The organism is Modestobacter sp. VKM Ac-2985 (assembly GCF_026967925.1).
Taxonomy (GTDB): domain Bacteria; phylum Actinomycetota; class Actinomycetes; order Mycobacteriales; family Geodermatophilaceae; genus Modestobacter.
The window spans coordinates 350,810-373,280 of record NZ_JAPVBI010000001.1 but is presented as its reverse complement, the minus strand read 5'-3'; the positions used below and the strand labels follow the sequence as shown (position 1 = coordinate 373,280).

Annotated in this window: 18 protein-coding genes; 8 read left to right on the top strand and 10 right to left on the bottom strand. The window is 72.6% G+C overall.

Going from position 1 to position 22,471, the window contains the following annotated elements:
* Nucleotides 1-110 precede the first annotated feature (110 nt).
* The 6 genes from O2V61_RS01635 to O2V61_RS01610 all read right to left on the bottom strand — a co-directional run bounded on the left by O2V61_RS01635 (nucleotide 111) and on the right by O2V61_RS01610 (nucleotide 7,309).
* Complete coding sequence (locus tag O2V61_RS01635; RefSeq protein ID WP_269181596.1) at nucleotides 111-1,961, bottom strand: ABC-F family ATP-binding cassette domain-containing protein; 1,851 nt, start codon at nucleotides 1,959-1,961, stop codon at nucleotides 111-113.
* 60 nt (nucleotides 1,962-2,021) lie between these two features.
* Nucleotides 2,022-2,666, bottom strand: a complete 645-nt coding sequence (locus O2V61_RS01630) for a dihydrofolate reductase family protein (RefSeq protein ID WP_269181595.1) — start codon at nucleotides 2,664-2,666, stop codon at nucleotides 2,022-2,024.
* 68 nt (nucleotides 2,667-2,734) lie between these two features.
* On the bottom strand, nucleotides 2,735-3,640 hold the full coding sequence (locus O2V61_RS01625; protein WP_269181594.1) for a transglutaminase family protein: 906 nt from the start codon (nucleotides 3,638-3,640) through the stop codon (nucleotides 2,735-2,737).
* Nucleotides 3,641-3,645: 5 nt separating this feature from the next.
* On the bottom strand, nucleotides 3,646-4,596 hold the full coding sequence (locus O2V61_RS01620; protein ID WP_269181593.1) for an alpha-E domain-containing protein: 951 nt from the start codon (nucleotides 4,594-4,596) through the stop codon (nucleotides 3,646-3,648).
* Complete coding sequence (locus O2V61_RS01615) at nucleotides 4,590-6,209, bottom strand: circularly permuted type 2 ATP-grasp protein (protein ID WP_269181592.1); 1,620 nt, start codon at nucleotides 6,207-6,209, stop codon at nucleotides 4,590-4,592. Before O2V61_RS01615 ends, O2V61_RS01620 begins: the two co-directional genes overlap by 7 nt.
* Nucleotides 6,210-6,280: 71 nt before the next feature.
* Complete coding sequence (locus tag O2V61_RS01610; protein ID WP_269181591.1) at nucleotides 6,281-7,309, bottom strand: LacI family DNA-binding transcriptional regulator; 1,029 nt, start codon at nucleotides 7,307-7,309, stop codon at nucleotides 6,281-6,283.
* A 200-nt stretch (nucleotides 7,310-7,509) separates the two neighbouring features.
* Here O2V61_RS01610 and O2V61_RS01605 point away from each other — a divergent pair, with 200 nt between their 5' ends.
* The 8 genes from O2V61_RS01605 to O2V61_RS01570 all read left to right on the top strand — a co-directional run bounded on the left by O2V61_RS01605 (nucleotide 7,510) and on the right by O2V61_RS01570 (nucleotide 16,593).
* Nucleotides 7,510-8,841, top strand: coding sequence for an ABC transporter substrate-binding protein (locus tag O2V61_RS01605; RefSeq protein WP_269181590.1), 1,332 nt, complete (start codon nucleotides 7,510-7,512; stop codon nucleotides 8,839-8,841).
* 156 nt (nucleotides 8,842-8,997) lie between these two features.
* Nucleotides 8,998-9,984 (top strand): carbohydrate ABC transporter permease, encoded by a 987-nt coding sequence (locus O2V61_RS01600; protein WP_269181589.1) that lies wholly within the window; start codon nucleotides 8,998-9,000, stop codon nucleotides 9,982-9,984.
* Nucleotides 9,985-9,993: 9 nt separating this feature from the next.
* The gene (locus tag O2V61_RS01595; RefSeq protein WP_269181588.1) at nucleotides 9,994-10,902 is read left to right on the top strand and encodes a carbohydrate ABC transporter permease; all 909 of its coding nucleotides are present in this window, start codon (nucleotides 9,994-9,996) and stop codon (nucleotides 10,900-10,902) included.
* Between the two features lie 55 nt (nucleotides 10,903-10,957).
* Complete coding sequence (locus tag O2V61_RS01590) at nucleotides 10,958-12,055, top strand: ABC transporter ATP-binding protein (RefSeq protein WP_269181587.1); 1,098 nt, start codon at nucleotides 10,958-10,960, stop codon at nucleotides 12,053-12,055.
* A 123-nt stretch (nucleotides 12,056-12,178) separates the two neighbouring features.
* The gene (locus O2V61_RS01585) at nucleotides 12,179-13,576 is read left to right on the top strand and encodes a GH1 family beta-glucosidase (protein ID WP_269181586.1); all 1,398 of its coding nucleotides are present in this window, start codon (nucleotides 12,179-12,181) and stop codon (nucleotides 13,574-13,576) included.
* 13 nt (nucleotides 13,577-13,589) lie between these two features.
* Complete coding sequence (locus O2V61_RS01580) at nucleotides 13,590-14,546, top strand: glycoside hydrolase family 88 protein (RefSeq protein WP_269181585.1); 957 nt, start codon at nucleotides 13,590-13,592, stop codon at nucleotides 14,544-14,546.
* 72 nt (nucleotides 14,547-14,618) lie between these two features.
* Complete coding sequence (locus tag O2V61_RS01575; protein ID WP_269181584.1) at nucleotides 14,619-15,617, top strand: pirin family protein; 999 nt, start codon at nucleotides 14,619-14,621, stop codon at nucleotides 15,615-15,617.
* A 10-nt stretch (nucleotides 15,618-15,627) separates the two neighbouring features.
* Nucleotides 15,628-16,593, top strand: coding sequence for a pirin family protein (locus O2V61_RS01570; RefSeq protein WP_269181583.1), 966 nt, complete (start codon nucleotides 15,628-15,630; stop codon nucleotides 16,591-16,593).
* Nucleotides 16,594-16,660: 67 nt separating this feature from the next.
* On the opposite strand, the gene O2V61_RS01565 is transcribed toward O2V61_RS01570, so the two are convergent.
* From O2V61_RS01565 to O2V61_RS01550, 4 genes are all read right to left on the bottom strand, one after another.
* Nucleotides 16,661-18,346, bottom strand: a complete 1,686-nt coding sequence (locus tag O2V61_RS01565) for an ABC transporter ATP-binding protein (protein ID WP_269181582.1) — start codon at nucleotides 18,344-18,346, stop codon at nucleotides 16,661-16,663.
* A complete protein-coding gene (locus tag O2V61_RS01560) occupies nucleotides 18,343-19,530 on the bottom strand; it encodes an ABC transporter permease (RefSeq protein ID WP_269181581.1) in 1,188 nt (395 codons plus the stop codon). The genes O2V61_RS01565 and O2V61_RS01560 overlap by 4 nt, the downstream gene beginning before the upstream one ends.
* 1 nt (nucleotide 19,531) lies before the next feature.
* On the bottom strand, nucleotides 19,532-20,641 hold the full coding sequence (locus O2V61_RS01555; RefSeq protein WP_269181580.1) for an ABC transporter permease: 1,110 nt from the start codon (nucleotides 20,639-20,641) through the stop codon (nucleotides 19,532-19,534).
* Between the two features lie 90 nt (nucleotides 20,642-20,731).
* Complete coding sequence (locus O2V61_RS01550) at nucleotides 20,732-22,375, bottom strand: ABC transporter substrate-binding protein (RefSeq protein WP_269181579.1); 1,644 nt, start codon at nucleotides 22,373-22,375, stop codon at nucleotides 20,732-20,734.
* Nucleotides 22,376-22,471: the final 96 nt, after the last annotated feature.

The window sequence follows — 22,471 nt, the reverse complement described above, 5'->3', positions numbered from 1 at the left end:
CGAGCGTCGTGGGCCATCCTCCTGGGCGCCGCCGGTCGCGGCGAGTCGAACGGTCCATCCCCGGGGCCAGCAGTGAGCACGCTCACGGCCGGCCCCGAGGGGGTGCTCCGTCAGGCGTCGGCGACCTCGGCCGCGGCCAGCCAGTCGGTCTCGACCTGTTCCTTCTCCGCCTGCAGCGCCTTGAGCTGAGCGTCGAGCTCGGCGGCCTTGCCGTAGTCGGTGGCGGCCGCGGCCAGCTGCTCGTGCAGCTTCTTCTCGTCGGCGTCCAGCTTGAGCATCCGGCGCTCCAGCCGGGACGCCTCCTTGCGGGCGGCCCGGGAGTCCGCCGCGCTGTGCGCCGGGGCCGAGGATCTGCCCACCGGCGCCGCGGTGCCGGACCCGGGCAGCGCGGCCTCTCCCGCGGCGCGGCGCCGCAGGTACTCCTCCACCCCGCCGGGCAGCGCGGCCAGCGAGCCGTCGCCCATCAGCGCGACCACCGAGTCGCAGACCCGGTCGACGAAGTACCGGTCGTGGCTGACCACCAGCACCGTGCCGGGGAAGCTGTCGAGCAGGTCCTCCAGCGCGGTGAGGGTGTCGATGTCCAGGTCGTTGGTCGGCTCGTCGAGCAGCAGCACGTTGGGCTCGGCCATCAGCAGCCGCAGCAGCTGCAGCCGGCGCCGCTCGCCGCCGGAGAGGTCGCCCACCGGCGTCCACTGCCGGTTCGCCGCGAAGCCGAAGCGCTCGGCCAGCGTGGACGCCGAGATCTCCTGGTTGCCGATCTTCGCGATCCGGGCGACGTCCTGCACCGCCTCCAGCACCCGCTGCCGGGGGTCCAGCTCGGTGACGTGCTGGGACAGGTACGCCGCGGACACCGTCTGGCCGACGACGACGCGCCCGGCGTCGGGCTGCGCCTCCCCCACCAGCAGCTTGAGCAGCGAGGTCTTGCCCGCACCGTTCACCCCGACGACGCCGATCCGGTCGCCCGGGCCGACGTGCCAGGTGAGGTCGCGGAAGAGCGTGCGCTCCCGCGGGCCGTCCGGGTCGGCGGGACCCGCGGGGTCGTCGGCGTCGTCACCGCGGCCGCGCACCGTGAAGGTGACGTCCTCGACGTCGTAGACCGTCTTGCCCAGCCGCCGGGCGGCGAAGCCGGCCAGCGCCATGGTGTCCCGGGCGGGCGGCTCGTCGGCGATCAGCGCCTGGGCCGCCTCGATCCGGAACTTCGGCTTGCTGGTGCGGGCCGGCGGGCCCCGGCGCAGCCAGGCCAGCTCCTTGCGCACCAGGTTGAGCCGGCGCTCCTCGGTGACGTTGGCGATCCGGGAGCGCTCGGCGCGGGCCAGGGTGTAGGCCGAGTAGCCGCCCTCGTAGGCGTGCACGCTGCCGTCGGCGACCTCCCACGTGGTGGTGGAGACCTCGTCGAGGAACCAGCGGTCGTGGGTGACGACGATCAGGCCGCCGGTGCGGGCCTTCACGTACTCGGCCAGCCAGGCGACGCCCTCGACGTCGAGGTGGTTGGTCGGCTCGTCGAGCACCAGCAGGTCCAGCGGGCGGATCAGCTGGGCGGCCAGCGCGACGCGGCGCCGTTCACCGCCGGACATCGGGGCGACCGGGGAGTCCAGCCCGATCCGGTCCAGCTCCAGCCCGGTGAGCACCGAGCGGACGGCGGCGTCACCGGCCCACTCGTGCTCGGCGGCGAACCGGGAGGGCGGGAGCACGACGTCGCGCACCGTCGTCCCGGGCGGCAGCGTGCCGGTCTGGTCGAGGACGCCCATCGCCAGGTCACTGCGTCGGGTGACCCGGCCGGAGTCGGGCTCCTGGGTGCCGGTGAGGACGCCGAGCAGGGTGGACTTGCCCCCGCCGTTGCGGCCGACCACGCCGATCCGCTCGCCGGCCGCGACCCCGAGGGAGACGTCGTCGAGGATGACCGTCGTGCCGTGTGCCTTGTGCACCCGTTCGAGGTTGACCAGGTTCAGGGGTGCGCTCATCACCACCCAGCATCCCAGGTCCGCCGGGCCGACTCCCGCCAGCCCGCGGCTGCCGGGTCCTCAGCGCCGCCAGAACAGGTGGTGGGTCACCCCGCTCGGGCTGGGCACGACCTCCAGGTGGAACCGGTCGCGCAGCTCGTCGGGCGACGTCCACAGCCGGGAACCGGCACCGAGCTCGACCGGGGACACCGCCACGTGGAGGGTGTCCACCAGGTCGGCGTCCAGGAACTGCCGGATGGTGGTGGCTCCCCCGCCGAGCCGGACGTCGCGCCCCTCGGCCGCCTCCTTCGCCTGCTCGAGGACCGTGGCCGGCTCGCCGGCGACGAAGTGGAACGTCGTGTCCGACAGCGAGAACGAGGGTCGCGGGTGGTGGGTCAGCACGAACACCGGCGTGTGGAACGGCGGCTCGTCCCCCCACCAGCCCCGCCACTCGTGGTCGCGCCACGGTCCGCGCTGGGGCCCGAACTTGTTCCGGCCCATGATCTCGGCGCCGATGTTGCGCCCGAACTCACGCATGAGGAGGTCGTCCAGGCCGCGGGTGCCGCCGGGTTCGGTGCGGTTGGGCCAGCTCGCGGTGGCGAAGGCCCAGGCACCCAGCACCGCCGGGTCGGCGTGGCCGAACGGCCGCTCCAGGCTCTGGTGCTCCCCTGCACCGAAGCCGTCGCTGGACAGCATGACGTTGTGGGCCCTGAGCAGCTGCTGCACGTGAACTCCTCCGACGCGGGTGTCGCGAGGAGAGACCGTCGCCGCCGGCAGGACTCATCGCCCCCCGCTCAGGCGAGGCGGGTGACCTCCACGGTGACGCTCGAGCCCTCGCTCCGGGGGCCGGAGAAGATGCCCTTGAGCGGTGGGACGTCGGAGTAGTCGCGCCCCCGGGCCAGGGTCACGTGCCGGGGTCCGATCTGCACCGAGTTCGTCGGGTCGTAGCCGGACCACCCGCCGTCCCACCACTCCACCCAGGCGTGGCTCTCGCCGGTGACCGACTGCCCGACCTCCGCCGCGGGCCGGGGGTGCAGGTACCCGGAGACGTACCGGGCGGGCAGGCCCAGGGCGCGGAGCAGGCCCACGGAGACGTGCGAGATGTCCTGGCAGACCCCCTTGCGGTGCGTCCACGCCTGCATCGCGTTGGTCTTCACGTTGGTCGAGCCGGTCAGGTACTCCATGTGCTCGTGCACGAAGTCGCAGACCAGGTGCCCGGCCTCGCGGGGACCGGCGTCCCCGACGACGGCCCGCACCTCCGCGACCACCGAGTCGTCCATCGCGGTCAGCAGGGTGGGGCGCAGCATCTCCCCGTACCGGTCGCGCAGGTCCGCGGTGGCGAGGTCGGCCCAGTCCACCGGGTCCGGGACGTGCGGCTCCGGCCCGGCCTCCACCTCCGAGGTGGCCTGCACGACGAGCTCGGTGTGCGGGCCGTGGGTGTCGAAGGCGGTCACCGTCGCCCCCCAGTAGTCGCGGTAGGCGTGCACCGTGGCCAGCGGCTCGATCTCCACGCGGGAGCGCAACGTGGTCTGCCGGCTGCTGTTCTCCGGGGTCATCCGCGCCTCGTTGTAGGAGGAGCGGACCGGCCCGCCGTAGCGGAACGCGCTGCGGTGCACGACCTGCAGCCGCCACCGGTCCACCGGGACCCGCACCGGGCCGGCCTGGACCTGCGACTGCGACTGGCTCTGTCCCTGCGGCACCGTGGTCACCCCACGCCTTCCGGCACCCAGACCTGCGGCGCCTGCTCGGTGAAGAACCGGTTGGTGACCGCCTCGCTGGCCGCTGAGCAGGTGCGCTGCAGCTCGTCCAGCCGGGCCGGCAGCCGCGCCAGTATCTCGTCGGTCTGCATGAACTCCAGCATCGTCCGGGCGCGGCCGACGATCCGGTGCGCCTCGCCGGCGACGCCGATCCGGTGGCCCTCGCGCACGTTCACCCGCTCCAGCTCGGCCAGGCACCCCTCCGCGCGCTCCAGCGAGGCGAACACCGAACGCGGGAAGAGCCGGTCCAGCAGCAGGAACTCCGCCGCACGGCTGGAGTTCACCGCACCCCGGTAGGTGCGCAGGTAGGGCTCGTAGGCGCCGGTCGAGCGCAGCACGAGGGTCCAGGACGGCGCGGCGTCACCGGCCAGCACCCGGGTGGACAGCATCCGGGCGGTCATGTCCACCCGCTCCAGCGACCGGCCCAGGACGAGGAACAGCCAACCCTCGTCGCGGCTCATCGTGGCGTCGGCCAGGCCGAAGACCATCGCCGAGCGCTCCCGGACGAACCGGAACATCGAGTGCGGGCCGTACCGGCGGGCCATGGTGCGCTGCTGGGGCAACGCGTTGTGGGTGACGTTGAGCGACTCCCAGATCTCCGCCGACAGCACCTCCCGGGCGCCGCGCGCGTTCTCCCGGGCGGCCGAGAGCGCGCCGGTGATCGAGCTCGGGCTGGCCCGGTCGAAGGCCAGGGTGGCCAGCACCCGCTCGGTGTCGGCCTCCTCGGGCGGGCAGGGCACCCCCATCAGCGCCAGCAGGTTGGCGCAGGCCCGCTGCTCGTCGATCCACGGGTCCTCGACCAGCCGCTGGGTGTGCACGTCGAGGATCCGGGCGGTGTCGTCGGCGCGTTCGACGTAGCGGCCGATCCAGAACAGCGACTCCGCGATCCGGCTCAGCACGGCCGGACCTCCCCCCGGGCAGAAATGGCCATTTCTGCCCCTTGCTGTTGTTGCTGGGACTGGGCGAGGGCGTCCTCGTTGGGCGGCCCCGGGTCCTGGGCGGGCGGATCGACGGGCAGGTCCTCGGTGGTGAACTCGATCCGGGTCACGTCGTGCTCGGGAACCGGCTCGACCGACGGCCGCGGCGGGGTGATCACCCAGGTGTCCTTCGAGCCCCCGCCCTGGCTGGAGTTGACCACCAGCTCCCCCTCCGGCAGCGCCACCCGGGTCAGCCCGCCGGGCAACACCCAGACGTCGGTGCCGTCGTTGACCGCGAACGGCCGGAGGTCCACGTGCCGCGGGGCGATCCGGCCGTTGATCAGCGTCGGGGACGTCGACAGGCCGATCGGCTTCTGTGCGATCCAGTCCCGCGGGCTGCTGCGCACCTTGACCGCGAGCTCGGCCAGCGTCTGCTCGTCGGCCCGGGGCCCGATCACGATGCCCTTGCCACCGGAGCCGTCGACCGGCTTGAGCACCAGCTGGTCGAGGGAGGCGAGCACCCACTCGACGGTGTCCGGGTCGTCGAGCCGGTGGGTCTCAGCGTTGGCGAGCACCGGCTCCTCCCCGAGGTAGTACCGGATGAGGTCGGGCACCCAGGTGTAGAGCAGCTTGTCGTCGGCGACCCCGTTGCCCACCGCGTTGGCGATCGTCACCCGGCCGGCGCGGGCGGCGTTCAGCACCCCGGCGCAGCCGATCACCGAGTCGGAGCGGAAGTGCACCGGGTCCAGGAACTCGTCGTCGATCCGGCGGTAGATGACGTCGACCCGCCGCTGGCCGTCCGTCGTCCGCATGCTGACCTGGCCGCCGGAGCAGACCAGGTCCCGGCCCTCGACCAGCTCGACGCCCATCTGCCGGGCGAGCAGTGCGTGCTCGAAGTAGGCGGAGTTGTAGACGCCGGGGGTCAGCAGCACGACCGTGGGGTCGCTGACCCCGGACGGCGCCGACGCCTTGAGCGCCGCGAGCAGCCGGCCCGGGTACTCCGCGACCGGCTGCACCCGGTGGTCGCCGAACAGCTCCGGCAGCACGGAGGTCATCGCTGCCCGGTTGGTGATCACGTAGCTGACCCCCGAGGGCGACCGGAGGTTGTCCTCCAGCACCCGGAAGTCACCGGCCTCGTCGCGGACCAGGTCGATGCCGCTGACGTGCACCCGGACGCCGTTGGGCGGGACCAGCCCGTGCGCGGCCCGGTGGAAGTGCGCGCTGGTGGTGACCACGCTGCGCGGCACGACCCGGTCGGTGAAGACCTCGCCGGCGCCGTAGACGTCGGCCAGGAAGGCCTCGAGGGCCCGCACCCGCTGGGTGACCCCGCGCTCGATCACCGCCCACTCCTGGTGGCCGATCACCCGCGGCACGATGTCCAGCGGGAAGGGCTGCTCCTCCCCGGCGTGGGCGAAGGTCACCCCGGCGTCGCGGTAGGTCTGTGAGAGGACGTCGGCCCGTGCGGCCAGCTCCTCCCCCGACATCGGCTGCAGCGAGCTGAACAGGCCGGTGTAGGGGGCGCGAGGCTGGCCGGGGGCCGAGAACATCTCGTCCCACTGCTCCCCGAGCGGGTAGCCGTCGAAGAGGTCCGCCATGGGACGAACCTAGACAGGCCGTGTGTCCCTCGCGTTTCGACGCCGTGGGTGACGCGCCAGGACGGCCCCCTTCAGGCCGAGGCGCGCCGGACGAGCGAGGTGTGGCACACCCGGGACTCCGCCGGCTCGCCCACGCCCTCGATCTGGCGCAGCAGCAGCTCGGTGAGCAGCGGCGTCATGTCGGTCAGCGGCTGCGCGATCGTGGTCAGCGGCGGGTCGCATCGGGCGGCGACGGCGGCGTCGTCGAAGCCGACCACGGCGACGTCCTCGGGGACCCGCCGGCCGGCGGCGCGCAACGCGCGCAGCGCACCCACGGCCATGGGGTCCGAGGCCACGAAGACCGCGTCGAGCTCGGGGTCGCGGGCCAGCAGCGACTCCATCGCCCGGACGCCCCCGACCTCGGTGAAGTCGCCCTCCGCCTCCAGCTCCGGGTGCACCTGCCGCCCGGCGGCGGTGAGCGCGGCGCGGTGGCCGGCGAGCCGGTCGACCCCGGCGATCATGTCCAGCGGCCCGGTGATCGTGGCGATCCGGCTGTGGCCCGTGGCGATCAGGTGGGCGGTGGCCGCCTCGGCGCCGCCGCGGTTGTCGGCGTCGACGTAGGCGACCGCCCGGTCGTCGAAGGGCCGCCCGCACATCACCAGGGGCATGCCGGCATCGGCGAGGATGTCGGGCAGCGGGTCGTTGCTGTGCACCGACATGAGGATCACGCCGTCGACGTGGCCCTGGCGCGCGTACCGGCCGATCTTCTGCTGCTCCCGCTCGTCCTGGGCGGTCAGCAGCACCAGGTTGAGGTCGGTGTCGGCGAGGGTCGCGGAGACGCCGCGCACGATGCTGGCGAAGAACGGGTCGGAGAAGACCTGGGTGTTCGGCTCGTTGAGGACCAGCGCGATGGTGTCGGTGCGCCGGGTGACCAGGCTGCGGGCCATCCGGTTGGGCACGTACCGCAGCTCGGCGATCGCCGAGTGCACCGCCGCCCGGGCCTCCGGGCTCACCCGCGGGGAGTCGTTGACCACCCGCGAGACCGTGGCGCGGGACACGCCCGCGAGCACGGCGACCTCGTCCAGCGTCGGCGACGCCGGCCGCGTGCTGATGTCGGTCATGGGTCTCCAGTGCTCCGGGGGTGGTCGCCATCGTGCCACTGTGAGAGCGCTCCCGCACAGACCCCAGGCCGTTACCCACCCGTTACTTGACAGCCTCGTGTGGCCCAGACCACTCTGATCGCCACGGCCGTGAGAGCGTTCTCACGCACCCGGTGGACGATGCAGCGGAGCACGCGTCCCGGGCCGACCCAGGAGGTCTGATGTTCCACTCCACCAAGAGCAGGGCGGCGTGGGGAGCGGCCCTGGCCGCGGTCCTGCTGACCGCCGGCTGCGGCGGTTCCGACGACGCGAGCGCCGACGCCGCCGACTACGACCCCGACGCTCCGGTCACCCTGACCGTCGGCACGTTCGGCACCATGGACCTGGACAACGCGGGGCTCTACGACGAGTACATGGAGCTCCACCCGAACGTCACGATCAAGCAGAACAACGTCGCCCAGTCCGCCGCGTACTACAAGTCGCTGCAGACGCGGTTGGCCGCCAACTCCGGCCTCGACGACGTCCAGGCCCTGGAGATCGGCTTCATCGCCGACGTCGTGCGCAACCACGCCGACGCCTTCGTCGACTTCGCCGCGGAGGAGAACGCCGACGAGCTCGAGGGCAACTTCTACGACTGGAAGTGGGGCCAGGCCTCCACCGCCGACGGTGAGACGATCGCCCTCGGCACCGACATCGGCCCGCAGGCCATGTGCTACCGCAAGGACCTCTTCGAGCAGGCCGGACTGCCCACCGACCGGGCCGAGGTCGCCGAGCTCTGGCCGACCTGGGAGGCGTACATCGAGGTCGCGGAGCAGTACATGGCCTCCCCGACCAAGCCCGCCGACAGCGCGTTCGTCGACAGCCCGGCGAGCATCTTCTCCTCCTCGGTGTACCAGGGCGACCTGGCCTACAACGACGAGGAGGGCAACCCGATCCCGGCCGAGAGCGACGGCGTGCAGCAGGCGTGGGACCACGCCAGCCAGGCCGCCGACGAGGGGCTGACCGCCAACCTCAGCCAGTTCGGTGACGAGTGGAACGCCGCCTTCTCCAACGGTGCGTTCGCCACGATCGCCTGCCCGGCGTGGATGCTCGGGTACATCAACTCCCAGATGGGTGAGACCGGGGCCGGCCTCTGGGACATCGCCCCGCTGCCCGGCGCCGACGAGAGCGCCAGCAACTGGGGCGGCTCCTTCCTCGCCGTCCCGGAGGACGGCCCGAACGCCGAGGCGGCCAAGGACCTCGTCGAGTGGCTGACGGCTCCGGAGCAGCAGGTGAAGATGTTCACCCGCGCGGCGCACTTCCCCTCCAGCCCGCAGGCGGCGGAGGACCCCGAGGTCGTCGGCGCGACCAACGAGTACTTCGGCGGCGCCCCCACCGGGGAGATCTTCGGTGACTCGGCCGCGAACATCCAGCGCACCCCGATCGGCCCGTACGACACCCAGATCCAGGAGGCGTTCACCACGGCGCTGACCGACATCGCCTCCGGCGGTGCGGACCCCGACGAGGGCTGGGACAACGCACTGAAGGCCGCGCAGCAGGCGACCGGCGGCTGAGCCCGGCTCAGCACCGCGCAACGCCGACCGGACGCGGTGCCCGGGAGCGTCACCCGCTCCCGGGCACCTGCACCGGCCCCCGCCGTCCCGGCCCGCTCGCGCCCCCGGGACCCGCCCGGCCCGATCCGCGCCCACCGACACCGTCGAGGACACTGCATGACCATCGCGAGTGGCACCGTCCGGGAAGCGGCGATCGCCGCACCACCACCGGCCCCCGCCGCCACCTCCCCCGCCCGCCCGCGCAAGCGCCGGCAGCTGACCCGCAACCGCTGGGGCTACGCCTACGTCGCACCGTTCTTCCTGGTCTTCGCTGCGTTCAGCCTGTACCCGTTCATGTACACCGCCTGGGTCTCACTGCACGAGACCAGCCTGTCGAACATCAACGGCGGCACCTGGGTCGGGCTGGAGAACTACCGCGACCTGCTGCAGAGCGAGTTCTTCTGGAACGCCACCCGCAACACCTTCACCATCGGGATCCTGGCCACGGTGCCGCAGCTGTGCATGGCCCTGGGGCTGGCGCACCTGCTGAACTACAAGCTCCGCGGCCGCACCTTCTTCCGCACCGTGATGCTGATGCCCTACGCGACGTCCATCGCCGCCGCGACGCTCGTCTTCTCCCAGCTCTTCGGCCGCGACTACGGCCTGATCAACACCATGCTGGAGGCCGTCGGCCTGCAGGCGATCGACTGGGAAGCCGGGACGGTGAGCAGCCAGGTCGCCATCGCGGTGATCGTCACCTGGCGCTGGACCGGCTACAACGCACTGATCTACCTGGCCGCGATGCAGTCGATCCCCGGTGAGCTGTACGAGGCCGCGGAGATCGACGGCGCGAGCAAGTGGAAGCAGTTCCTGCACGTGACGATCCCGTCGCTGCGCCCGACGATCCTGTTCACGATCGTGGTCTCGACCATCGGCGCCGTCCAGCTGTTCGGCGAACCGCTGCTGTTCGCCGGCAACGGCACCACCTCCGGCGGCGCCTCGGGGCAGTACCAGACGCTCGGCCTGCTGATGTACCAGCAGGGCTGGAGCAACTTCCACATCGGCCAGGCAGCCACCACGGCCTGGGCCATGTTCATGATCATCCTGGTGATCGTGGGGGTCAACGCCGTCATCGGCCGCCTCCGCAACCGGGCAGACCGGTAGGAGACCGGCATGGCGACCCTCGCTCCCCCCGTTCCCGACGCCGGCCGGAGTCCTTCCCCCGCCGCACCCCCGCCCCGCCGCCGGCACCGGGGCGGCAGCAAGGCCGGCAAGCCCGGCCCGGTCACCTACACGCTGCTGACCCTGGTGGCGCTGGTGTCGATCTTCCCGCTCTACTGGACGCTGGTGGCGGGCTCGCACACCAACGCCGAGATCGCCGCGACCCCGCCGCCGTTCCTGCCCAACGCCAGCCTGTTCGACAACTTCCAGGCAGCCCTCGAGCAGGCACCGATCGGCAAGGCGATCCTCAACTCGGTGCTGGTCGCCGGCAGCATCACCGTCGGCACCGTGCTCTTCTGCACGCTGGCCGGGTTCGCCTTCGCCAAGCTCCAGTTCCGCGGCAAGGGCCTGCTGCTCGGGCTGGTGATCGGCACGATGATGGTGCCGACCCAGCTGGCGGTGATCCCGCTGTTCATGATGATCGCCGAGCTGCAGTGGGTGAACCAGCTGCAGGCGGTCATCCTGCCCACGCTGGTCAGCGCCTTCGGCGTCTTCTTCATGCGGCAGTACCTGATCTCCGCACTGCCCAACGAGCTGCTGGAGGCCGGCCGCGTCGACGGCGCCTCGACCTTCCGGATCTTCTGGTCGATCGTCGTCCCGGTCGCCCGGCCGGCGATGGCGGTGCTGGCGATGCTCACGTTCCTCACCGCCTGGAACGAGTTCTTCTGGCCGCTCATCGCGCTGACCACCGCCAACCCGACGGTGCAGGTGGCCCTGGCCGGGCTCGGCTCGGGTTACGTGCCACAGCGCTCGGTGATCATGGCCGGGACGCTGCTGGGCACCCTGCCCGTCCTGATCGTCTTCACGATCCTGGGCAAGCAGATCGTCGGCGGCATCATGCAGGGCGCGGTGAAGGGATGACCCGCGGTACAGCTCCGTCCTCCCCTTCCTCCCCCCTCTCGAGAGGTGCCTGACCATGGCCACCGTGTCCTTCCAGCAGGCCAGCCGGATCTACCCCAAGGCCGAACGGCCGGCGGTCGACGCCCTGGACCTGGAGATCGCCGACGGCGAGTTCCTGGTCCTGGTCGGGCCCTCCGGGTGCGGCAAGTCCACCTCGCTGCGGATGCTCGCCGGGCTGGAGGAGGTCGACACCGGGTCGATCGTGATCGGCGACCGGGACGTCACCGACTCCCCGCCCAAGGAGCGGGACATCGCGATGGTGTTCCAGAACTACGCCCTCTACCCGCACATGACGGTGGAGGAGAACATGGGCTTCGCGTTGAAGCTGGCCGGCATCTCCAAGGACGAGCGCGCCACGCGGGTGCGCGAGGCGGCGAAGATCCTGGACCTGGAGGCCTACCTGGCCCGCCGCCCCAAGGCCCTCTCCGGTGGCCAGCGCCAGCGCGTGGCCATGGGCCGGGCGATCGTCCGCAACCCGCAGGTCTTCCTGATGGACGAGCCGCTGTCCAACCTCGACGCCAAGCTGCGGGTGCAGACCCGTACCCAGATCGCGGCCCTGCAGCGCCGGCTCGGCACCACCACCGTCTACGTCACCCACGACCAGGTCGAGGCGATGACCATGGGCGACCGGGTCGCGGTGCTCAAGGACGGCGTCCTGCAGCAGTGCGACACGCCCGGTGAGCTGTACGACCGGCCGGCCAACGTGTTCGTCGCCGGCTTCATCGGCTCGCCGGCGATGAACCTGGTCACCGGGGACGCCGTGGACGGCGGCGTCCAGGTCGGCGGCGCGGTGCTGCCGGTGCCTCGCGACCAGCTGACCCGGGCCGCGGCGAGCAACGGGACGGTGACCGTCGGGTTCCGCCCCGAGGCCGTGCGCCTGGCCGCCCCCGGCGAGGGACTGCCGGTGCGGGTCGAGGTGGTGGAGCAGCTGGGCTCGGACGCCTTCCTCTACACCTCGCTGGCCGACGCCCCGGACGACGTCCTGCACTCCGCCGACCTCGTCGTGCGCACCGAGCCGCGGTCGGGCGTCACCAGCGGGCAGCAGCTCTGGCTGAGCACGGACCGCAGTGCCCTGCACGTGTTCGACGCCCAGACCCAGCAACGGGTCGACTGAAGGAACACCCCCTGCCCCCAGCCCGCTCGCGGCGGGCCCGGCAGGGGGGCCACCACACCGTTTCCCGCACGGCCTGACCTCGCCGTGCGGTCCCCCCACGCCCTCGCAAGGAGCACTCCTGTCATGACCTCCACCGACGTGCGCCCGCAGACCGCTGCCGGGCTGACCTTCCCACCGGGCTTCGTGTTCGGCGCCGCCACCGCCGCCTACCAGATCGAGGGCGCGGTCGACGTCGACGGCCGCGGGCCGTCGATCTGGGACACCTTCAGCCACACCCCGGGAAAGACCTTCCAGGGCGACACCGGCGACGTCGCCGTCGAGCACTACGTGCGCTACCCGGCCGACGTCGCGCTGATGAAGGACCTGGGCCTGGACGCCTACCGGTTCTCCGTCTCCTGGTCCCGGGTGCTCCCCACCGGCGCCGGCGCGGTCGAGCAGCGCGGCCTGGACTTCTACCGCCGGCTGGTCGACGAGCTGCTCAGCGCCGGGATCGCACCGTGGCTGACGCTGTACCACTGGGACCTGCCGCAGGGGCTGCAGGACACCGGCGGCTGGACCAACCGGGACACCGCGCTGCGCTTCGCCGACTACGCCGGCATCGTGTACGACGCCCTGGGCGACCGGGTGCCGCACTGGTCGACGCTGAACGAGCCGATGTGCAGCTCGCTGCTGGGCCACATGGCCGGCCAGCACGCCCCCGGCCACCAGGACCCGGTCGAGGCCTCCCGCGCGGTGCACCACCTGCTGCTCGGGCACGGCCTGGCCACCCAGGTGATGCGCGACAAGGGCGCCGACCACCTGGGCATCACGCTGAACTTCACGCCGATGTCGCCGGCGACCGACTCCGCCGCCGACGTCGACGCCGCCCGCCGGCTCGACGGGCAGCAGAACCGGATGTTCCTGGTGCCGATCGCCACAGGCGAGTACCCGGCCGACGTCGTCGCCGACCTGGCGGCCGCCGGCGCCCCGCTGCCGATCGAGGACGGCGACCTGGAGGTCATCTCCACGCCGGTGGACTGGCTGGGCGTGAACTACTACTTCGAGTCGACGGTCCGCGGGCTCACCGAGCCCAGCGGCAAGCACCCGACCTTCATCGGCGCCGAGCGGGTCGAGGACCTGGCGCCCGAGGGCCCGACCACCACGATGGGCTGGGGCATCTCCCCGGAGGCGTTCACCGCACTGCTCACCCGGATCTCCGGGATCGCGCCGGGCACGCCGCTGTTCATCACCGAGAACGGCTCGGCCTGGCCGGACGAGGTCTCCGCGGACGGTCAGGTGCACGACCCCGAGCGGGTCGACTACCTGCTGCGGCACCTCGCGGCGATGACCGAGGCGATCGAGGCCGGCGCCGACGTCCGCGGCTACTTTGCCTGGTCACTGCTGGACAACTACGAGTGGGCCCGCGGGTACGCGCAGCGCTTCGGGCTGGTGCACGTGGACTACGACACCCAGGTGCGGACGCCGAAGGACAGCGCCCTGACCTACGCCGAGGTCATCCGCAACGCCAAGGACGGCGGGTGACCTGCGCCTGACGGTGCTGACCGACGAGGTCCGCGAGCGGGTGCTGTGCTGCCTGCTCGTGGTCCAGCGGCACTCCTGGGACCAGGGGCTGACGGCCGCCGTGCTCGACGACTCGGGCGCGGCGGTCGCGCTGCGCGCGCTGGTCGACGACGCGGTGGCCCGCCAGCTGCCCGACGGCCGGCTGGCCGAGCTGGACCCGGTCTGCGCGGTGAACGGCGCGGCGCTGGGTGAGTTCGTGGACTCCCTGGCCCACCGGCTCGGCGACCCGGCGCTGGCCGCAGCCGCCACCCGCCAGCACGGCTGGCTGCGGTCCGGCGCGCCGCGGGCGGCGGACGGGACGCTGTTCCACCTGGTCGGCAGCCGCCAGGTGTGGGCCGACACCGTCCACATGGTGGTGCCGTTCCTCGCCTGCCGCGGCGACGGCGCGGCCGCCGTCGCGCAGCTGGCCGGCCACCGCGCCCGGCTGCGCGATCCGGCGACCGGCCTGTGGGCGGCCCGCTGGGACGAGGACGCCGGGGCGCTCACCGACCCGCGCGCCTGGGGCACCGGCAACGGCTGGGTCGCCGCCGGCGCGGCCCGGGCGGTGCGCTGGCTGCCGGGGGCCGCCGGCGCTGCGGTCGCCGACGAGGTGCGCGCGCTGCTGGACGCCGTCCTGCCGCTGCGCCGTCCCGACGGCCTGTTCGGGGACGTGCTCGACGACGTGGCCACCCCGGCGGACACCAACGTCGCGTCGATGGTCGCCCTCGCGGCGCTGACCGGCGCGGCCGAGGGCTGGCTGCCGTCGCAGTACGCGGTCGTCGGCGAGTCGCTGCTCGCCGCCGTCTGCGACCGGGTGGACGACCTCGGCCGGGTCACCGGCGCGAGCGCTGCCCCGTACTTCGACCGGCCCGGCCACTCCCCCGAGGCGCAGGCCTTCCTGCTGCTGGCCGACGCGGCCTGCCGGCGCTGGCGCGCCGGCCGCTCACCCTGACGGGGAAGACAGGGCGGTCGCGGCGGTTTACAGTGACCACGTAGTTGAGCCCTCAACAGAAGTGAGGCCGCCATGCCCGCCGTGACCGTCGAGGACACCACCACCCTCGCCCGGGTCCCCCTGCCCGCACCTCGCACGGTGCGCCGCCGGGTGCGCTCGGTGACCACTGCGCCCTCCGGCTTCGAGGGCGAGGGCTTCCCGGTCCGGCGCGCGTTCGCCGGGGTCGACCTGCGCGCCCTGGACCCGTTCCTGCACATGGACCAGATGGGCGAGGTCGAGTACGCCCCCGGTGAGCCCAAGGGCACCTCGTGGCACCCGCACCGCGGCTTCGAGACCGTCACCTACCTGCTGGACGGCACCTTCGAGCACGCCGACAGCCACGGTGGCGGCGGGACGATCAGCGACGGCGACACCCAGTGGATGACCGCCGGCGGCGGCGTCCTGCACATCGAGCGGCCACCGGAGGCGCTGGTGCTCAGCGGCGGGCTGTTCCACGGCCTGCAGCTGTGGGTGAACCTGCCCGCGGCGCAGAAGTGGGTCGAGCCGCGCTACCAGGACCTGCGGGCCCGCCAGTCGGTGCTGCTGACCAGCCCGGACGGCGGCGCGCTGCTGCGGGTGATCGCCGGTGACGTCGGCGGGCACCGCGGCCCGGGCAGCACGTACACCCCGATGGCGATGGTGCACGCGACCGTCTCCCCCGGCGCCTCGCTGGACCTGCCCTGGCGGCCGGACTTCAACGCGCTGGTCTACGTGCTCTCCGGCTCCGGCTCGGTGGGCGTCGACGGCGCCCCGGTGCACACCGGGCAGCTCGCCGTCCTCGGCCCCGGCGACACGGTGACCGTGCACGGCACCCGGGCCGGCGACCGGCACGCCGAGGCGCGCACGCCGGACCTGGACGTCGTCGTCCTCGGTGGGCTGCCGATCCGGGAGCCGATCGCGATGTACGGGCCGTTCGTGATGAACACCCGGCAGGAGGTGCTGGACGCGATGACCGACGCCTCCGCGGGCCGGCTCGGCACCATCCCGGCCGCGCGGGTCGCGCACGGTGACGTGCACGGTCTGAGCGAGTAGGAAGGCGGCCATGAGCAACCTCGAGCCACGGCCGGCGCCCCACGAACTGGGCGGGCGCGCCCAGGCGTCGGCCGGTCCGGCGCTGGACCTGCTGCCGGGCAAGGAGGTGCTGCTCGGCGAGGCCACCCACGTCCGGCGACTGCTGCCCACCCTCGGCCGGCGGCTGGTGGGCGCCTGGGCGTTCGTCGACCACTACGGCCCCGACGACGTGTTCGGCTCGACGGGGATGCAGGTGCTGCCGCACCCGCACACCGGGCTGCAGACGGTCTCCTGGCTGCTGGACGGCGAGGTGCACCACCGCGACTCCCTCGGCAGCGACGTGGTGATCCGGCCGCGCGAGCTGGCGCTGATGACCGCCGGCCACGCGATCGCGCACGCCGAGCAGTCGCCGGCGGTGCACCCGCGGTACCTGCACGGCGCGCAGCTGTGGGTGGCGCTGCCCGACGGCGTCCGGGACGTCGCCCCGGCCTTCGAGCACCACACCGCGCTGCCGGGCTTCGACTCCGACGGGGTGCAGGCGACCGTGCTGATGGGCGCGATGGCCGGCGCCACCTCACCGGGGACGGCGCACACCCCGCTGGTCGGCGTGGACCTGGCGCTGTCCGCCGGCGCGGACGTGGAGCTGCCACTGGAGCCGGACTTCGAGTACGCCGTCCTGACCGCCTCGGGGTCCGCGGACGTCGAGGGCGTGCCGCTCACCCCCGGCGCGATGCTCTACCTCGGCTCGGGCCGGCGCACCGTACGGCTGCGCGCGGACGACGCCGCGCAGCTGCTGCTGCTGGGCGGCGAGCCGTTCGAGGAGCGGATCGTCATGTGGTGGAACTTCGTCGGCCGCTCGGGTGAGGAGATCGCCGAGTACGCCGAGCAGTGGGCCGAGGGCGACCGCTTCGCCGACGTCCCCGGCTTCGACGGCCAGCGGCTCGGCGCACCCGCCCTGCCCCCGCTCCCCCTCAAGCCCCGCGGCCGCACCCGCTGAGGAAGGACCCCCCTGCCCCCCACCACTCGCAAGCTCGCGGCGGGGCCCTGCAGGGGGGCCGCGAACGCTAGTCGGCGGCGCGGAGGGCGTTCCAGTGGGTGCGGCGGCGGGCCTGCTCGTCCGGGTCGGGCACCGGCAGGGAGGCGAGCAGCCGCTGGGTGTACGGGTGCTTCGGCGCGCCCAGCACCTCCGCGCCCGTCCCCTCCTCGACCAGCCGGCCGCGGTAGAGCACCGCGATCCGGTCGGCGAGCAGGTCGACGACGGCCAGGTCGTGGCTGATGAACAGCGCGGCGAACCCCAGCTCCCGCTGCAGCTCGGCGAAGAGCTCCAGCACCCGGGCCTGCACCGACACGTCCAGCGCCGAGGTCGGCTCGTCGGCGACGAGCAGCTCGGGCTGCAGGGCCAGCGCCCGGGCCAGGCTGGCCCGCTGCCGCTGCCCCCCGGAGAGCTCGTGCGGGTACCGGTCGCCGAACGCCTTCGGCAGCTGCACCGCCTCCAGCAGCTCGTCGACCCGCGGCCGGGCCGCGCGGGGGTCCTTGGCCCGCTTGTGCACGACGAGCGGCTCGGCGACCGCGTCGGCGATGGTGAGCAGCGGGTTGAAGCTGGACGCCGGGTCCTGGAAGACGAACCCGATCCGCTCGCGCACCGGCCGGAACGTGCGCTCCTTCATCCCGTTCATCTCGGTGCCCAGCACCGTCAGCGAGCCGTCGCTGACCTTGGTCAGCCCGGCGATCGCCCGCCCGATGGTGGTCTTCCCGCTGCCGGACTCCCCGACCAGACCGAGCACCTCTCCGGGGCGGATGCTGAAGCTGACGCCGTCCACGGCGACGAAGTCCGGACGGCGCATCCGGCCGGGGTAGACGATCCGCAGGTCCCTCGCCTCGACGACCGGTGCGGCGCGGTCCCAGCCGGCCGCGCGCCGGGCGGCTCGCTCCCGGGTCCGCTCGACGCCCTGCCCCAGCCGCGGGACGGCGGCCAACAGCTGCTGGGTGTAGGGGTCCTGCGGCGCGCTGAACAGCGTGCGGACGTCGGCCTGCTCGACGATCCGCCCCTGGTACATGACGGCGACCCGGTCGGCGAGGTCGGCGACCACGCCCATGTTGTGCGTGATCAGCACGACGGCGGCGCCGAAGTCGTCCCGGCAGCGGCGCAGCAGCTCCAGGATCTCGGCCTGCACCGTCACGTCCAGCGCCGTCGTCGGCTCGTCGGCGATGATCACGCCGGGGTCGAGCACCAGCGCCTGGGCGATGACGATGCGCTGCTTCTGCCCACCGGAGAACTGGTGCGGGTAGTGGTCGACCCGGTGCTCGGGGTCGGGGATGCCGACCCGGCGGAGCACGTCGATCGCCTTGGCCCGGGCCTCCTTCTTGCTGTACTCGCCGTGCGCCCGCAGTCCCTCGGCGATCTGCCAGCCGATCGGGTAGACGGGGTTCAGCGAGGTCGAGGGCTCCTGGAACACCATCGCGGCGTCCTGCCCGCGGACCTTCCGCAGCTGCGCCCCGCGCAGCGGGACGACGTCGTGCTCGTCGGTGCCGTCCTTGCTGCTCAGCACCACGGCGCCGCGCACCCGCGCGGTCTCGGGCAGCAGCCCCAGGATGCTGCGCGCGGTGACGGTCTTGCCGCTGCCGCTCTCCCCCACGATCGCCAGCACCTCACCGGCCTGGACGTCGAGGGTGACGTCCTGCACCGCGGTGACGGTGCCGGCGTCGGTGGCGAAGGAGATCTGCAGGTCCTTGATGTCGACGACGCTCATGAGCTGGTCCCTCCTCCGTCCCGGCCGGTCACGTCCGGCCCGGCTCCCTGCCCCTCGGCGGGCTCGGCACCGGTGGCACCGGCCGAGGCCGGCGTCCCGGGTCGTTCGCCGGCCACGGTGACCCCCAGGCCACCGACGCCCGCCGGTCCCCTGGTCAGCGCGCCGCCGGGGACGGCGGCGACCTCGCCCTCCTCCGCCGGCTCCTGGTCGGCCACCCGGCGGCGGGTGCGCAGCCGCGGGTCGGCCAGGTCGTTGAGGCTCTCCCCGACCAGCGTCAGGCCGAGGACCACCAGCACGATCGCCAGGCCGGGGAACAGCGAGGTCCACCAGATGCCGCTGGTCACGTCGGACAGCGACTGCTGCAGGTCGTAGCCCCACTCGGCAGCCTCGGTGGCCTCGATGCCGAACCCGAGGAAGCCCAGGCCGGCGAGGGTGAGGATCGCCTCGGAGGCGTTCAGCGTGAGGATGAGCGGCAGCGTGCGGGTGGCGTTGCGCAGCACGTGCCGGAGCATGATCCGGCGGTTGCTGGCGCCGATGACCCGGGCGGACTCGACGAACGCCTCGGCCTTGATCCGCACCGTCTCGGCCCGGACCACCCGGAAGTACTGCGGGATGAACACCACGACGATCGAGATGGCCGCAGCCAGGATGCCGCCCCACAGGCTGGACTGGCCGCCGCTGATCACGATCGCCACGATGATCGCCAGCAGCAGCGCCGGGAAGGCGTAGATCGCGTCGGCGATGACGACGAGCACCCGGTCGAGCCAGCCGCCGAAGTAGCCGGAGACCAGCCCGAGCAGCACGCCGGCGACGATCGACAGCAGGAGGGCGACGACGATCACGTAGAGCGCCGTCCGCGAGCCCCAGATCACCCGGGACAGCACGTCGTACCCGCCCACGGTCGTGCCGAGCAGGTGGTCACCCGACGGTGGCTGCTGGGCCCCGAACAGGCCGTCGGCGTCGCGGAGCTGGCCGTACTCGTACGGCGCCAGCAGCGGCGCGAACAGCGCGGTGAGCAGGAAGACGCCCATCAGCACCAGCCCGGCCACGAGCATGCCGCGCTGCAGGCCGACGCTCTGCCGCAGCTGGTGGACGATCGGCAGCCGGCGCCAGGAGCGGCGCCGGCGGGCCGGCGCCGTCCCGGGCTCGACGGCCGCGGTGGGCACGGAGGTCGCCGTGGCCATGTCAGTACCTCACCCGGGGGTCGATGAGCGCAGCGATGATGTCGACGAGGAAGTTGGTCACGGCCACGATGACCGCCAGCAGCACGACGATGCCCTGCACCGCCACGAAGTCGCGGGCCTGCAGGTACTCGGCCAGCTGGAAGCCCAGGCCCTTCCACTCGAACGTCGTCTCGGTGAGGACGGCGCCGACCAGCAGGATCGCGATCTGCAGGCCGATGACGGTGATGATCGGGATCAGCGCGGGGCGGTAGGCGTGCTTGCGCAGCAGCCGCGACTCCGCGACACCTCGGGAGCGGGCGGCCTCCACGTAGCCGGTGCCCAGCGTGCCGATCACGTTGGTGCGCACCAGCCGCAGGAAGATCCCGGCGGTGAGCAGGCCCAGGGCGATGGCGGGCAGGACGGCGTGCGCCAGGACGTCGCTGATGATCTCCCAGTCGCCGGTCTGGATCGCGTCGATCAGGTAGAAGCCGGTCGGGTTGTCCAGGAACTGCAGCTCGATCTCCGTGCCGGTGGAAGCCCGGCCGGCGACCGGCAGCCAGCCCAGTCCGGAGGCGAAGACGAGCTTGAGCAGCAGACCGGCGAAGAAGACCGGCGTGGCGTAGCAGAGGATCGCGAAGACCCGCAGGACGGCGTCGGGGAAACGGTCCCGGAAGTAGGCGGCCACCATGCCCAGCGGGATCCCGACGATGAACGCCACGATCAGCGCGTAGACCGTGAGCTCCAGCGTGGCGATGCCGAAGGTGGTCAGCACCTCCAGGACCGGACGCCGGTCGCTGAGGGTGGTGCCGAAGTCGCCCTGCACCAGGTTGCCCAGGTACTCGAGGTACTGGGTCATCAGCGGCCGGTCGTAGCCGGCCTCCCGGACCCGCTCGGCCAGCTGGTCGGCCGGCAGCCGCCCGCCGAGCGCAGCGGTGATCGGGTCGCCGGTGGCCCGCATCAGGAAGAAGACGGTCGTGACCAGGATGAAGATGGTCGGGAAGATCAGCAGGAACCGGACCAGCAGGTAGCTGCCCAGCCCCCCGCTGCCCTTCCGCCGGCGCCGGGGCGCCGGGTCGGGGTCGCCGGCGGGGTCGGCCGTGCTCCCGGTGCGTTCGGTCGTGGTGGTGGTCATCTCTCCCAGCCTGCGGTGGCGACGGACATGCCGGTGCCCCGGGCGACCCACGGAGGGCGGGTCGCCCGGGGCGGTGTGCTCCGGGCTCGGTCAGCCCTTGCTGAGGGCTCCGAAGCGGAACTTGAAGGACGCGTCGAGGGTGTCCTCGACGCCCTGCACGTCGGTCCCGGTGACGGCGACCTGGGCACCCTGCAGGTACGGCAGCGTGGACAGGTCCTCGGCGACCGCGCCCTGGATCTGCTCGATCAGCGCCTGGCGCTCGGCCGGGTCGACGGTGGTGGCCTGCTGCAGGATCAGGTCGTTCACCGCCTCGTCCGAGTAGTGGTTGCCCAGGAAGTTCTCCGTCAGGAAGAACGGCGTCAGGTAGTTGTCGGCGTCGGAGTAGTCCGGGAACCAGCCGAGCTGGTAGGCCGGGTAGACGTCGGCGGTGCGGTCCTCGGAGTACTGCACCCACTCGGTGGTCTGCAGGTTGACCGTGAACAGGCCGCTGGACTCCAGCTGGTCCTTGATCAGCGCGTACTCGTCACCCGAGGACGGGCCGTAGTGGTCGTTGGAGTACTGCAGGTTGAGCTCCACCGGCGTCTGCACGCCCGCGGCCTGCAGCACCTGCGCGGCCGCCTCGGCGTCCGGGGCGCCCGAGCCGTCGCCGTACTGCTCCAGCAGCGGCTCGACGGCGCCGGTCAGACCCTCGGGCACGTAGGAGTACAGCGGCGTGTAGGTGCCCTTGTAGACCTGGTCGGCCAGCTCCTCGCGGTCGAGCAGGTGCGCCGCGGCCTGCCGGACGGCGAGGGCCTTGGCCGGGTCGGCCTCGGGGGTGGTGGCGCCGTAGGGCTGGGTGTTGAAGTTGAACGTGATGTAGCGGATCTCCCCGCCCGGGCCGTCGACGACGTTGACGGAGTCGTCGCCGCGCAGGTCCTCGACGTCGGTCGCCGTGAGGCTGCGGAAGGCGACGTCGATGTTGCCCTCCTGGACGTCGAGCTTCAGGTTCGAGGCGTCGGCGTAGTACCGGACGTTGACCGTCTCGGTCGCCGGCGCACCGAGCAGGCCCTCGTAGCCCTCGAACGCCTCGTAGGAGACGAGGTTGTTCTGGTCGTAGTTGGTGATCGCGTACGGGCCGGCGAAGGCGTTGCCCTCGACGATCTCCTGGTCCGTGGTCAGCGCGTCGGCGGCGAAGACGTCCTCGTCCACGATCGGGCCGGCGGGGCTGGAGAGGATCTGCGGGAACACCTGGTCATCGGGCGAGACCAGGTTGAACACCACGGTCGTGTCGTCGACGACCTCGGTGCTGTCCAGGTTGTAGAGCAGCGACGCCGGGCCGCTCTCGTCGTCGATCGCGACCATCCGGTCGAAGGAGAACTTCACGTCCGAGGCGGTGAGCTCGTTGCCGTTGGCGAACGTCAGCCCGTCCTTCAGCGTCACCGTGTACTCGGTGGGCGAGGTGAACTCGGCCGACTCGGCGATGTCCGGCTCGACGTCGGGGCTGCCCAGCGGCGTGTTCATCAGGAACGGGTAGACCTGGTTCATCACGGCGAACGAGCCGTTGTCGTACGAGCCGGCCGGGTCGATCGTGGTGATCTTGTCGGTGGTGCCGACGATCAGCGAGTCGCCGCCGCCCGAGCCGCCGCCGTCCCCGTCGTCGCTGCCGCCGCCGCACGCAGACAGCGCCAGCGCCGTCGCCGTGATGCCCGCTGTGGCGACCAGCGCACGCCGGCCGCTCCTGGACACGGAGTTCATCCGCTACCTCGTTCTCATGGGCGGCGGTCCGCGGGCGCCACGATGCGCCACCGCAGCCGCCGGTGGCTTGTGGAGATGCATGACTAACACATCCAT